General features: G+C 55.2%; 13 protein-coding genes. 10 read left to right on the forward strand and 3 right to left on the reverse strand.

Annotated elements, in window-relative coordinates; genetic code table 11:
• Positions 1 to 12 precede the first annotated feature (12 nt).
• Genes ACOSDR_RS00620 through ACOSDR_RS00630 form a run of 3 tightly spaced genes read right to left on the reverse strand, consistent with a single transcriptional unit; the run spans position 13 to position 3,014 of the window.
• On the reverse strand, positions 13 to 945 hold the full coding sequence (locus ACOSDR_RS00620) for an SDR family NAD(P)-dependent oxidoreductase (RefSeq protein WP_420730075.1): 933 nt from the start codon (positions 943 to 945) through the stop codon (positions 13 to 15).
• Between the two features lie 12 nt (positions 946 to 957).
• Complete coding sequence (locus ACOSDR_RS00625; protein ID WP_420730076.1) at positions 958 to 2,121, reverse strand: acyl-CoA dehydrogenase family protein; 1,164 nt, start codon at positions 2,119 to 2,121, stop codon at positions 958 to 960.
• A gap of 29 nt (positions 2,122 to 2,150) precedes the next feature.
• Positions 2,151 to 3,014 carry a MaoC/PaaZ C-terminal domain-containing protein gene (locus ACOSDR_RS00630; protein ID WP_420730077.1) on the reverse strand — a complete coding sequence of 288 codons (864 nt, stop codon included), beginning with the start codon at positions 3,012 to 3,014 and terminating at the stop codon, positions 2,151 to 2,153.
• Between the two features lie 193 nt (positions 3,015 to 3,207).
• On the opposite strand from ACOSDR_RS00630, the gene ACOSDR_RS00635 reads away from it, so the two are divergent.
• The 10 genes from ACOSDR_RS00635 to ACOSDR_RS00680 all read left to right on the forward strand — a co-directional run bounded on the left by ACOSDR_RS00635 (position 3,208) and on the right by ACOSDR_RS00680 (position 12,742).
• Positions 3,208 to 4,395, forward strand: coding sequence for an acyl-CoA dehydrogenase family protein (locus tag ACOSDR_RS00635; protein ID WP_420730078.1), 1,188 nt, complete (start codon positions 3,208 to 3,210; stop codon positions 4,393 to 4,395).
• A complete protein-coding gene (locus ACOSDR_RS00640; RefSeq protein ID WP_420730079.1) occupies positions 4,392 to 5,042 on the forward strand; it encodes a TetR/AcrR family transcriptional regulator in 651 nt (216 codons plus the stop codon). Before ACOSDR_RS00635 ends, ACOSDR_RS00640 begins: the two co-directional genes overlap by 4 nt.
• Positions 5,039 to 6,370 carry a phenylacetate--CoA ligase family protein gene (locus tag ACOSDR_RS00645; protein WP_420730080.1) on the forward strand — a complete coding sequence of 444 codons (1,332 nt, stop codon included), beginning with the start codon at positions 5,039 to 5,041 and terminating at the stop codon, positions 6,368 to 6,370. Before ACOSDR_RS00640 ends, ACOSDR_RS00645 begins: the two co-directional genes overlap by 4 nt.
• On the forward strand, positions 6,367 to 7,143 hold the full coding sequence (locus tag ACOSDR_RS00650) for an enoyl-CoA hydratase/isomerase family protein (RefSeq protein ID WP_420730081.1): 777 nt from the start codon (positions 6,367 to 6,369) through the stop codon (positions 7,141 to 7,143). The genes ACOSDR_RS00645 and ACOSDR_RS00650 overlap by 4 nt, the downstream gene beginning before the upstream one ends.
• Positions 7,144 to 7,335: 192 nt before the next feature.
• Entirely contained in the window at positions 7,336 to 8,403 is a 1,068-nt protein-coding gene (locus ACOSDR_RS00655) for an ABC transporter substrate-binding protein (RefSeq protein ID WP_420730082.1), read from the forward strand.
• A 39-nt stretch (positions 8,404 to 8,442) separates the two neighbouring features.
• A complete protein-coding gene (locus ACOSDR_RS00660; RefSeq protein ID WP_420730083.1) occupies positions 8,443 to 9,312 on the forward strand; it encodes an isocitrate lyase/PEP mutase family protein in 870 nt (289 codons plus the stop codon).
• On the forward strand, positions 9,309 to 10,586 hold the full coding sequence (locus tag ACOSDR_RS00665; protein WP_420730084.1) for a 3-isopropylmalate dehydratase large subunit: 1,278 nt from the start codon (positions 9,309 to 9,311) through the stop codon (positions 10,584 to 10,586). The genes ACOSDR_RS00660 and ACOSDR_RS00665 overlap by 4 nt, the downstream gene beginning before the upstream one ends.
• Positions 10,583 to 11,098: a hypothetical protein gene (locus ACOSDR_RS00670; protein WP_420730085.1), complete on the forward strand. Its 516-nt coding sequence runs from the start codon at positions 10,583 to 10,585 to the stop codon at positions 11,096 to 11,098. Before ACOSDR_RS00665 ends, ACOSDR_RS00670 begins: the two co-directional genes overlap by 4 nt.
• Positions 11,091 to 11,912 carry an ABC transporter ATP-binding protein gene (locus ACOSDR_RS00675; protein WP_420730087.1) on the forward strand — a complete coding sequence of 274 codons (822 nt, stop codon included), beginning with the start codon at positions 11,091 to 11,093 and terminating at the stop codon, positions 11,910 to 11,912. The genes ACOSDR_RS00670 and ACOSDR_RS00675 overlap by 8 nt, the downstream gene beginning before the upstream one ends.
• Positions 11,909 to 12,742, forward strand: coding sequence for an ABC transporter permease (locus ACOSDR_RS00680; RefSeq protein WP_420730088.1), 834 nt, complete (start codon positions 11,909 to 11,911; stop codon positions 12,740 to 12,742). The genes ACOSDR_RS00675 and ACOSDR_RS00680 overlap by 4 nt, the downstream gene beginning before the upstream one ends.
• Position 12,743 lies beyond the last annotated feature (1 nt).

Consider the following 12,743-nt stretch of genomic DNA (forward strand, 5'->3'; position numbering starts at 1 on the left):
GTGTGACTTTCCTTACACCGGGTCCCAACCGAACACGTCATTGGAACGGTCCAGAGGATAGAATTGCGCGGCCATTGCGGGGAAAGCATGGGTGGCGATCTGATGCGGTGTCCAGCCGTCGCTGCGCTGCATACCGCGCAAGGGACGCGGCTGGCCCATCAGAAAAATCTCGTGATTGCGAGACGCAAAGACCTGCCCGTTTACCGATGCGGCGAGGTCTGACAGCAGACTGACAGCCAGGGGGGCTATTTTGTCCGGTGACATTTGCTGCATGCGTTCCACACGGGCCTTTTCCTCTGGCGTATCGCCCGGGATCGTTGCGACCAGTCGTGTCCATGCAAAGGGGCAGATACAGTTTGACCGGACAGAATAGCGTTCCATGTCCAACGCAATCGATTTTGACAAAGCAACAACACCCAGCTTTGCAGCAGAATAATGCGCCTGTGCCAGATTTCCGATCAATGCCGACGCGGATGTCATATGGACAAAGGCCCCGCTGCTTTGATTGCGGAAATGCGGGGCCGCTGCGCGCGAAACATTGAATGGGCCATGCAGGTTCACGCCGATGACGGCCTCCCAATCCGCAGGGTCCAGCTTGTGGAATATCGTGTCGCGCAGAATGCCGGCATTGTTCATAACCCCGTCCAGGCGACCGAATGTGTCCATCGCACAGGCGACAATTTTCTCAGCAGCGGAATATTCAGCGACAGAGTCTGTGTTCGCGACGGCTTCCCCGCCAGCCTGGCGAATTTCAGTCACGACGTCGTCCGCGGGGGAGCCATCCTTGCCCTTACCGTCGCCGCTTGCCCCAACATCATTGACGACGACTTTTGCGCCATGTTGGGCGGCCAGCATGGCAATGCCGCGTCCGATTCCGCGTCCTGCGCCCGTAACGATGATGACCTTGCCTTCTAAAACGCGGTCTGGATTAGTGCTTTGTGTCATGGAGGGTCCTCCCTATTTCCGGCGCATCGAAGATGCCCCTTGCTTCAACAGGTTTTTTGCGATGATCAATTGTTGGATCTGTGACGTGCCTTCGTAGATTCGAAGAACACGCACATCGCGATAAAGCTGCTCGATTGGATAGTCGCGCATATATCCGGCACCGCCGAAAATCTGCAGGGTGCGATCTGCGATGCGACCGACCGCTTCTGTGGCGAATAACTTGCAACAACTGGCTTCTCGGGAGCAGTCCTGACCGGCGTCATAGCGTCTGGCCGATTCCATGATCATGGATTCTGCTGCAAAAGCCTCTGTCTCTGAATCTGCGATCATCGCCTGGATCAATTGATGGTCTGCAATTGGTTTGCCGAATGTCGTCCGGGTCTGCGCATAGGCGATTGCTTCATCGATCAGGCGGCGGCTCATCCCTGCTGCGGATGCGGCGATGCCGATCCGTCCGCGCTCCAGGGCGGACATTGCAATTTTGAATCCGTCCCCCTCTTGTCCCAACATTGATTCTGCGGGGATGCGGCAATTGTTCAGAATGACATCGGCGGTATGGGATCCGACCAAGCCCATTTTCTCGTCGGTCGCGCCGACTTCCAGCCCGGGTGTCCCGCGCTCCACCAGAAAGGCGCTCAGGCCCTTGTGGTTGGTGCTGTTCGGGTCCGTGCGGGCGATGATGGTGAAAACGCCAGCATGGGGGGCATTGGTGATATAGCGTTTCGTGCCGTTCAGGACCCAGCTATCGCCGTCCCGTGTGGCGCGTGTGCGGATGCTTGCGGCATCTGATCCAAAATCCGGTTCTGTCAGACAGAAAGACGCAATTTCTTCCCCGGATGCCAGCCTGGAAAGGTGGCGCGCGCGTTGCTCGTCGCTGCCATGGACCAGGATGCCATAGGACCCGACACCATTATTGATTCCAAGGACAGATCGGAAAGACAGGCTTGCACGGCACAGGATCAGCAGAACTTCGACCTCTTCTTCCAGCGTCATTCCCAAGCCGCCCCATTCGGACGGGACCGACAATCCAAACAGACCCATATCGGCCATCTTGGTGATCAGATGGTCCGGAACGGCTTTGTTCGCAGCCATTTCCGCTTCAGCGGGGATCAGTTCCTCTGCAACAAAGCGTTCCAGCATGTCGCGAATTTGTTGGCGTGTTTCCTGTTCCAGCACAGCAGTTTATTCCATTTCGTTAGAGTCAATCAGTGGGTCAGAAGGGCCTGACCATTGTTCAGCACCAACAGATCCCGCTCTACAATTCGACTGCGAAAACGGATGTCGGTCGGCGTTACACGCCAGAATTCGGTGCGCAATGTTTCTCCGGGATAGACAGGCGCGGAAAACCGAACACGCATCGATTTGAGGCGGCTGCCGTCATAGTCACAGATCGCCTTAAGGATCGCGTGACCGCATACGCCAAACGTGCACAATCCATGCAGGATGGGTCGATCAAATCCGGCCGCCCTGGCGGTGGATGGGTCGACATGCAGGGGGTTCATGTCACCGCACAACCGATACAGAAGCGCAGATTGCGGCAATGTCGTCATGTCACACACGGCATCCGCCGGAGTATCCGGGATTTCCGCAGCAGGTGCTGGCGCATCCCCATAATTGCCGATGCCGCCGTCACCACGACAGAAAGACGTCATGGAAGATGTTGCGATCAGCTCATTCGTTTCGGCATTGGTGATGTCGCGAGACTGATACATCAAGGAACCCTTGTCGGCCCCCTTGTCGACAACGCCGGTGATGCGTGTTGTTCCAATCAATTCGGCATTGGTGGGCAGGGGGGCGTGAATTTCTATCGATTGCTCCGCATGGAGCAGGCGCACCCAGTCCAGACCCGTACCAGGTTCCTTTTGCCAGAAGCCAGGATAGGCCAGTACCGCGGCCATTGTCGGCGCAACGCGAAGGTCACTTTCATAAACATATCGCAGTTGACGCTCGTCCAGAGGGTCGCCCCCCAGCCCGATTGCCAGCCCATACAACATGACATCCTTTGGCGCGATTTTTTGTCGTGCCGTCGGGATCGACCAATTCAATAAGTTCTGTAAATCCGCTGTCATGCAGGCCCCGTCGCGAAGATGCTTATTCTGATGCTCTTTGTGAAAATACAGGGTTAGCGAAAACGAAAATTCGTCTAACCATGTGAAAACACGTTGACAAATACATACTACCTAGTAGGTTCTTTGCAACACCTTTTCTGGAGGTGGCCTAAAAAAGTGCTTTGAAAATGACTTTTTTGAGATGGAGTTTGGTGTGAATTCAACGATTTGGGCCCCAAATTTAACGGCTGAGGAAGCGCAGTGGCAGGAAATGGCGCGGCGGTTGACTGCTGATCATTTTGCGCCGGCGGCCGCGGTCCTGGATGCCGAGCAGCGGTATCCCGTCGAATACATTGATATTCTGCGTGACTCCGGAATTGGCGGCATGATTCTTCCCAAGCCGTATGGCGGCGGGGCATCCATCACCGCGCTGTGTGCTGTTATGGAAGAGGTTGCTGCGGGATGCGCGTCCACCTCTGGCATTATCGCAACCCTTCAATTGGGGGTGAGCCCGGTTCTTCTGGCGGGAACCGATGAACAAAAGCGTCGATTCCTGCTGAAACAGGATGGAGCGTTGAAGTCTGTTGCCTTTGCCTTGAGTGAGGAAGGCGCAGGCTCCGACCCGGCGGCAATTTCTCTTTCCGCTGTGCGTGAAGGTGGCAAGTGGCGCCTGAAGGGCGAGAAATGCTGGATCGGTGGTGGTGGTGTTTCTGACAGCTATGTCGTGTTCGCCCAAACCAAGCCTGGCGCCGGTCATCGGGGGGTCGCTGCATTCCTGGTTGATGCTGCACAGGGCGGCGTGACGGTTGTCCGGTATGAAGACAAGATGGGGATGCGCGGCACGGTTAACGCGCAATTGCGTTTTGATGCGCTGGTCGATGACAGTGCGATGCTGGCAGGGCCGGGTCAGGCCTTTCGTGTTGCCATGGGTGCGCTGGAGGTCGGGCGCATTTCGGTTGCGGCACAGTCCTGTGGCATTGCGATGGCGGCCTATCATGCGGCTGCGAAACATGCCGCGCAGCGTGTGACCTTTGGGTCCAATATCATTGATCATCAGGGGATCGGATTCCCCTTGGCCGATATTGCCACACGGTTAAGTGCCGCGCGCATGCTGATGTATGCCGCAGCAGCAGCCTATCAGGCTGGTCAGGATGTGTCGGTGATCGCGGCGCAGGCAAAGCTGTTCTGCAGTGAGGTGGCGCATGACACCGTTAATCTTGGTGTGCAGATTTTCGGTGGTGCCGGTTATGTGAAGCCGAATTTGGTGGAGCGGTTGTACCGCGACCAGCGCGCCACGGAAATTTATGAAGGAACATCAGAGATCCAGCGGCTGGTCATTGCCAGAGCCATTAAGGCGGAACATACGGAAATTTCCTCCGAAAGTGAAAGGGTGACGGCATGAGTGATCTTATGCGCGCCCATTCAGCTGCCTTTGGCGATATGGATGATTCGAAGATCGATATTCTGAATGCCGCCGCAGAGGCATTCATGCGCAAAGGTTTTGCCGCTGCCAGCATTGATGATGTTGCCGATATTCTGGGCTGCACCAAGGGGCGCATTTATCACCATTACCGCAGCAAGGCCGACCTGTTCTTTGATGTGCATTTATGCGGCATGGCGATGGATATCGGGGCGGTTCGCGAGGCGATGTCCGAAGGTCACGACCCGCTGGAACAGCTATACCATATGGCGGTTGGCCATCTGACAGTCATTATCTCCAACATTGCGTATCAACGGGTCGCTGTTCAGGGTCTTGAAATGCATTTGACCGGGGCAACCACCCCGAAGCAGATGAAGACATTGAAGCAAATACTTTTATTGCGTGATGAGTATGAGGGCCTTTTTGCCTCAAAAATTGAAGAGGCGATGGCTGCCGGTCAGGTGCCGCAGCAAAATACGCGCCTGACCGTAAAGGCGTTTCTGGGATCGCTGAACTGGACCACAATCTGGTATCGCGAGCGTCGCAATCAATCCAAAGAAGATCGTCGGAAACTGGTTGATGAGGTTGCGACTTTTGCTTTGCGTGGCCTTGGGGCGCGCGTGCGATGACGACATTTCCCCATAACGAAACATTCTGGGATCAGCGGGAGACCTTTTCTCGCGATCAACTAGAATCCTATCAATTGGCAGCCTTAAAGCGCCAGCTTGGCTATGTGGGTGCCAACAGTGTCTATTATCAGAAGAAGTTTGCGGAAGTCGGTTTCAAGCCGGGGGATTTCAATGGTTTTGAAGACCTGAAGCGCTTGCCGCTGACAAAGAAAGTCGACTATGTCGCGGCCTTGTCAAATGATCCGCCTTTCGGGGATTTTTTGGCGGTTGACCGCGAAAATCTGGCGCGGATCCATTTTTCATCTGGCACATCTGCAAAACCCGCACCGCAATTCTGGTCCGCGCGTGATTTAGAGCGCTGGGCCGACCTGTATGCGCGATACGCCTATGCTCAGGGCGTCCGGCGTGGCGATATCTTCCAGTGTCTTTTCACGTATTCCTGGTTTGTGGGTGGCCTTGGTGCGACGGCGGGATATCAACGCCTGGGCGCTGCCGTTATTCCGGCTGGAAGCCAGGATACAGAACGTCAGATCAGAACCATGTTCGAATTCGGGTCCACGGTGATCTGCGGCACGCCGTCTTTCATGGTGTATCTGGGCGAGGTGGCAAAGAAGCTTGGTTATGACCCGGCGGACTCAAAAGTGCACAGCATCATGGTTGGTGGGGAACCCGGAGGAAATATTCCGGCGACGCGCCAACGGATTGAAAAGCTTTGGGATGCGCGGTGCTATGACGCCTATGGCAGTTTGGAATTCCAGACGATTGGCTTTGACTGTCCAGAACGTCAGGGACCCCATGTCGCCGAAGATTTCGTCTATGCAGAAGTCCTGGATGCAAAAACGGGCAACGATGTTGCGGATGGGGAACCGGGTGTTCTTGTCCTGACCCATCTGGACAAAGAAGCCGGACCTTTGGTGCGCTGGTGGACCGGGGATGTGGTTGTTCGCGACCAGTCCCCCTGTTCCTGTGGTCGCACGCATGCGCGTCTTCTGGGGGGCGTTAAAGGGCGCGCTGATGATATGCTGATCGTGCGCGGTGTGAATGTTTTCCCCTCTGCGGTCGAAGAAATCGTGCGGGGCACGGACGGATTCCTGAATGAATACCGTCTGATTGTGGATGACAGCGTGCGTGACCCTGATTCTGGTCTGCTGAAGGGAATTCGCATTCAGGCAGAAGTGGAGGATGGTGCTGATCAAGACGCACTTTCCGCTGTGCTGGCTGCGGCGATCAAGGAAAAGCTGAACATTCGCGCGACAGTGCAGGCTATGCCACAGGGCTCTTTGCCCCGAACCGAACACAAGGCCAGCCGATTGGTGGTGCAGCCATGACCTCATCTGCTGTTTCTATTGTGAATCATAAGGGTGTCCGGGTCATTACCATGGATCAGCCGGACACACGAAACGCCCTTACGCCGGATCTGCGCGACGCCCTTCTGGGGTCGATGGAAGATGCCGTCGCAGATGCCGATTGTCGCGCCATTGTGCTGACAGGAAGCGGAAAATCATTCTGTGCCGGGGGTGACCTGAACAGTCTGCCGGAATCCGATCCAGCGGCGATACGACTGCGGTTGAGCACGTCGCACCGGCTGGTTCGTCTGGTCGCCGCCGGGCCTAAACCAGTCGTTGCCGCCGTGCAGGGATACGCCTTTGGGGCTGGGCTGTCGCTGGCCTGTGCCTGTGACCTTGTCTTTGCCACCCCGAATGCAAGTTTTGGTGCGGTATTTGGGAAGGTCGGGTTGACGGGTGATATGGGGCTGTTGTGGTCATTGCCACAACGCATCGGCATCGCGGAAACAAAGCGTTTGATGTTTCGGTCTGGAACGCTGACAGCGGCCCAAGCGTTGCAGTTGGGTCTGGTTGATGAGGTGGCGCAAGAAGGGGATGTTGTCGACGCGGCGGTCGCAGCCGCGGGCGCGTTTCTGGAGACAGCCCCCCTGTCTATTGCCGCGGCCAAGGACATTCTGGCACGCGGGCCGGCCCCGCTGGATGATGTCCTGAAGGCAGAAATCGACCATCAGATACTGCTGTTCTCAAGTCGAGATTTCAGCGAGGGACGCCGCGCTTTTCAAGAGCGACGGCAACCTGGATTCGTGGGGCGTTGACGGTCATGTGTCACGCCAATGCGCCCCCTATCGAAGAACCAAATAACGGCTTAAATCAAGCCGTTCCCTATGGCCGTAGATGCACAAAGCATCCCGGACAATCAGCCGCCCATAAGAAGGCCGGATACATACATCAAACAATAGCGTGGCGTCTGGAAGACGACGCCTAAATCTAACTTCGGGAGAGAAACTGTGAAAAAATCTATCGCGTTTGGCGCACTTGTCGCCATTGGTATCGGCGCATCTGCACTCAGCAGTGCAACGGCCGCTGAACTGAAGCCTTTTACATTGGCCATTGGTACGAAGGTTCTGGATACGTCACAGGCCAACAATACCTCGCTGCCCATCGCAACGAAATGCTGGGAAAATGAAGGCGTTGACGTAACCCTTCAGCCGACCAATTCATCGGCGGCGATGCAGGCCGTCCTTAGCGGCCAGGCCGACATGGTTCTGATGGGACCGGGTGCGGCTGTGAAAGCCCGCGCCAAAGGGGCCCCAATCAAAGCCGTTTACATGAACATGCGGAAGAATTTCCAATTCCCTGTTGTCCTGGAATCTAGCGACATCAAATCCATCGAGGATTTCAAAGGCAAAACCATGGGCGTTGTTTCCTATGGCGCGCAGTTGGTATCGATCATCAAAGGCATGATTGCTGAAGCCGGTCTGGACCCGAACACGGATTTGACGATTGTTGAAACCGGTGTCGGTGCACAGGCGGTCGCTGCATTGGAATCTGGCCAGGTTGATATCTGGGGAACCTGGGATTCACAAATTGCGACAGCAGAAAACATGGGGCTGAAGCTGCGTCGGTTCAGCTCACCTTATGCAGAAAAGCTGAAATTCGGCAGCTCATACTTTGTTCGGGATGACTATGTTGATACTAATCCTGACTTGATTGTTAAGGTTCTGCGTTGCGTTGCGCAGGGTACAATGATGGCCCTGGAAAACCCTGAAGGCACTGTTGCCACCCATTTCAAGGTCTTCCCGGCCACGAAACAGTCCGGTGTGGATGATGCGACAGCGACCAAGGCTGGCCTGCATATCTTCCAAGTACGCTCAGAATTCCTGACAAAGGAAGAAGCCGAGAAATGGGGCGAATTCCCACCGCAAGCCGTTGTGGATCTGGTGGAATTCATGTCTGCAACTGAAGACTTGGGCGGCACGGTTGACCCTGAATCTTTGTACACCAATCAGTTCATCGATCAGATCAATGATTTTGATCAAGACGCCGTGCTGAAGCGCGCTGCCGAATTGAACTGAACCCAACGCTGATCAAACAGAAGCCAAGGAGATTGCGTCGTGACACATCCGGGGTCCATCATCCGTGATTTGCTGACTGGGAAGGGCTGTGCGCCTGTTCCGGGGTGCCACGACGCACTTGGTGCCTTGCTGATTGAGCAAGCGGGTTTTCCTGCGGTCTATATGTCCGGCTTTTCGGTCTCTGCCAGTTTCGGGAAGCCGGATATAGGACTGCTGAGCATGACGGATATGGTTGGGCGCGCACAACAGATCGTTGACGCAACCTCCCAGCCCGTGATCGCCGATGCGGATACCGGTTATGGCGGAATATCCAATATCGCGGAAACAATTCGTTCATTTGAGCGCGCGGGCGTCGCTGCAATTCATCTTGAGGATCAGGTGATGCCCAAGAAATGTGGTGCGATGCCGGGCAAAGCACTGGTCCCGATTGAGGAAATGACCCTTCGCCTCAAGGCTGCTCTTGCGGCGCGATCCAGTAAGGATTTTCTGATTTTTGGTCGCACGGACGCCATGACGCTGACGGGGCTGGATGATTCAATTGCCCGAATTCAAGCCATGGAAAAAGCCGGCGTGGATGCGGTGATGGTGCCGTCTTTGACGACTGTTGAAGAATTACGGGCGGTCGCCGATGCGGTGGATGTTCCGGTGATCTATCTGACCGCAGAAACGATACGCCCGATTTTCTCCACACAGGAATTGGCGGATGCAGGCTGGTCCATGGCCATTTATGCGCTGTCCCTAATTCAGATGGCGGTTGCTGCCCAAAAGTCCGTTCTGGACGCGCTGCGTGAAACCGGCACCACCGCAGATATGGTGGATCGCATGACACGGTTTGCCGATGTGAATGCCTTGCTGGGTGTTGATCGCGAAGCCGCATTCGAAGCTAAGATCCGCGAGGCGACAGTATGACAAAGCGACCCGCTACTTTAGTCGAAAAAATCCTGGCGCGTGCCAGCAATGCGGACAGTGTTGCCCCAGGGGATGTCGTCTGGGCCTGGCCCGATATCGTGACCGTGCCGGAAGTATCTTTCCCGGCCTATGTTAAGCGCTTGCGGGATAATGGCATTCCAAAACTGGCCCGACCGGAAACCATGGTCGTCGTGATCGATCACGAAGTGCCCGTTCATTCGAAAGAAGGGGCCGAGCGCAATCGCTTGACCCGCCAATTGGCCCAGGAAACCGATGTCGCGCATCTGTTCGATGGGGAAGGGATCACCCATCCGCTGGTGGTTGAACGGGGCCTGATCACGCCTGGTATGTTCGTTGCCGGGGCGGATACGCATACATCTTCGATCGGGGGCGCTGGTGCCTTTGCCGTCCCCTTTGGGTTTGAAGTCACCATGATCATGGCGATTGGCAAGATCTGGGTACAGGTACCTGAAACAATTCGGATCGATCTGACCGGCCACTTGGCTGCGGGTGTTACGGCACGGGACCTAGTGCTTTCAGTTATGCAACAGATCGATGCGGATTTCGCAAATTACCGCGTCATTGAATTTGGCGGTCCGGGGCTATCCAGCCTTTCTGTACAGGAGCGGATGACACTGTGTGGCCTGTGCATCGATATGGGGGCCAAGACGGCAATCGCGGAAGCCGATGCTGTGACAGAACGATTCCTGAAGGACTGTGGTATCGAGGGCGTTTCAATGGAACGAAGTGACCCTGATTGTGTCTATGCCGCCCGCCTGACGATAGACTTGGCGGAATTGTCCCCCCGTGTGTCCATGCCGCCGCTTCCCAGCAATGTCAGCACAGTTATAGACCTGCCGGATACGCCTGTTCAGCATGCCTATATCGGATCCTGCGCATCCGGGACATTGGCCGAACTGACTGCGGCCGCTGATATTCTGGATGGGCATACCGTTCATCCATCGGTCCAACTGCTGGTTATTCCGGCAACGCGGCGGATCCATCAGCAGGCGCTCGAACAGGGTGTTCTGACCCGTCTGATGCGGGCCGGCGCGGTGATTTCGCCGTCGACATGCGGGCCGTGTTTCGGCGGCTTGGCACAATTGGCCGACGGCGAAACCCGTATCAGCACAAGCACGCGCAATGATTCAGGACGCATGGGATCGCGCAAGGCGAATATCTATCTGGGCAGCGCCTCAACCGTTGCCGCATCGGCAATTGTTGGCCGGATTACGGACCCCCGAAATTATGTGAAAGGGGGATATGTAAAATGAAACCCTATACCGGGCGCTGCTGGCGCTTTGGCGATGATCTTGCCAGTGACGAGATGATCGCCCCAAACCATGTGTTTGAATACGACCCTAAAGTGCTGCGCAGCCATCTTTTGGAAGGTGCGCGACCAGAGTTTTCCCAACAGGCCGTGTCGGGTGATATCCTTGTTGCCGGGCGGAATTTTGCGACTGGCAGCATTCACAGCCACCCTTTCCTGGCATTGAAAGATATGAATGTTGCCCTGATCTGCCAGTCCGTCTCACGCGGGCCCTTTCGTCTGGCAATCTATATCGGCATTCCAATTCTGATCGCGCCCGCATCGGTCATTGAGAGTTTGAAGGATGCAGATCAGCTTGAAGTTGATTTTTCATCCGGGCGCATCCGGAATAATACATCAGGCCAGGTCCATAACGTTGATCCGGTTTCCCCGTTCCTGCTTGAAATCGTGACGTCTGGTGGCGGGCTTGCCTATGCACGCTCCATCACTGGACCAGAGGGAGTTCCCAATGCATAAAACGTCAATCGTTGAATCGGCATCAGAAGCGCCAAATGATCGCTCGTCTGTTATCCGCCTCGATAATCTTAACAAGATATATGAAACACGGGATGGTGGCCGCATTCAGGCCCTGGGTCCCATATCAATGGAAATTGGGGAAGGTGAGTTTATCTCCATCGTCGGTCCGTCCGGGTGCGGTAAATCAACACTGCTGCGGATGCTGGCTGGCCTGATGAGCCGCACGTCGGGTGACATTTTCATTCGAGATAAGCTAATTACAGGCCCCCAGAAAGACTTCGGAATGGTCTTTCAAAGCCCCGTTCTCCTTCCCTGGAAGACGGTCATTCAAAACGTTCTTCTGCCTGTGAAAATCTTGAAATTGAATATGAATGACTATCGCAAGCGCGCAGAGGATCTGTTGGACCTGGTTGGTCTTGGCGATTTCCGAGAGAAGTATCCGCAAGAGCTTTCCGGCGGAATGCAACAGCGTGTCGCCATCGCGCGGGCCTTGGTTCACGATCCGGCGGTTTTGCTGATGGACGAGCCCTTTGGCGCATTGGATGCAATGACGCGCGAGAACATGAATGTCGAATTGCGTCGCATCTGGAAGGAGTCTGGAAAGACAATTCTGTTCGTCACGCATTCCATTCCCGAAGCTGTTTTCCTGGGGACCCGGGTGTTGGTCCTATCGTCCCGACCCGGAACAATCGCGGACTTGATTGACGTTGACCTACCGACAGACCGGACATTGGAAACGATGACCCACGACCGCTTTGGCACCTATACCAATCGCGTGCGCAACCAGTTCAAGGCGCAAGGAGCAATCGAATGAGCACAGAAACGACCGCCGCCATCAGCACGCCGCGCGCTAATCCCGTGATCCGTCTGATCAAGAACCGCCCGGAAATTATCCTGGTGCCACTGTTGTTTATAATCGTCACCACGGGCTGGGAGATTGCGATCCACTGGATGGACGTGCCCATCTACATTTTCCCGGCACCATCGAATATCTTCTATGCCTTGGTGGAGCGCTTGGGAAATGGGCTCTATATTGAGCATGCATGGTACACCTTATCAGAGGCGCTTCTGGGCTTCCTGCTGGCGATGGTCGGGGGGATCGTCATTGGCAGTTTCATCGCGCAATTCCGAATTGTGGAAAAAACCCTCTATCCCTATCTGATTGCCATTCAAACGACCCCGAAAGTTGCTATCGCCCCCTTATTCATTCTGTGGTTCGGCTTTGGTATCACGTCAAAGATCATCATCGCGGCGATGATCGCATTCTTCCCAATTCTGGTGAATGTCATTGCCGGTCTGCGCTCAACGGATCCGCAACAGATTGATCTTATGCGGTCGCTTCAGGCGACGCGCTGGCAGATTTTCGTGACCGTTCGATTGCCAAGCGCCCTGCCCATGATCTTTGCGGGACTGCAAATAGCGATCATTTTCTCAATCCTTGGGGCGATCGTGGGTGAGTTTGTCGGATCCAATAAGGGGTTGGGGAACTTGATCCTGCAAATGAACTTCAATCTGGATACTGCAGGTGTGTTTGGTGCGCTGGTCTGCCTGTCGACAATTGGCATTTGCCTGCATCTGATAATGAAATTCATCCAGAAGAAGCTGCTTTTCTGGTCCAATGACAGCAATGTCCCATCCGCGTAAC

Origin of the sequence: Hwanghaeella sp. 1Z406 (assembly GCF_048892425.1) — a bacterium.
Lineage (GTDB): Bacteria > Pseudomonadota > Alphaproteobacteria > UBA8366 > Aestuariispiraceae > Pacificispira.

Bases quoted from the DNA above. Each gene is read 5' to 3' on its own strand.
- ACOSDR_RS00650 (WP_420730081.1), top strand. From the start codon at position 6,367: ATGACCTCATCTGCTGTTTCTATTGTGAATCATAAGGGTGTCCGGGTC.
- ACOSDR_RS00620 (WP_420730075.1), bottom strand. From the start codon at position 945: ATGACACAAAGCACTAATCCAGACCGCGTTTTAGAAGGCAAGGTCATC.
- ACOSDR_RS00645 (WP_420730080.1), top strand. From the start codon at position 5,039: ATGACGACATTTCCCCATAACGAAACATTCTGGGATCAGCGGGAGACC.
- ACOSDR_RS00670 (WP_420730085.1), top strand. From the start codon at position 10,583: ATGAAACCCTATACCGGGCGCTGCTGGCGCTTTGGCGATGATCTTGCC.
- ACOSDR_RS00665 (WP_420730084.1), top strand. From the start codon at position 9,309: ATGACAAAGCGACCCGCTACTTTAGTCGAAAAAATCCTGGCGCGTGCC.
- ACOSDR_RS00680 (WP_420730088.1), top strand. From the start codon at position 11,909: ATGAGCACAGAAACGACCGCCGCCATCAGCACGCCGCGCGCTAATCCC.
- ACOSDR_RS00630 (WP_420730077.1), bottom strand. From the start codon at position 3,014: ATGACAGCGGATTTACAGAACTTATTGAATTGGTCGATCCCGACGGCA.
- ACOSDR_RS00675 (WP_420730087.1), top strand. From the start codon at position 11,091: ATGCATAAAACGTCAATCGTTGAATCGGCATCAGAAGCGCCAAATGAT.
- ACOSDR_RS00640 (WP_420730079.1), top strand. From the start codon at position 4,392: ATGAGTGATCTTATGCGCGCCCATTCAGCTGCCTTTGGCGATATGGAT.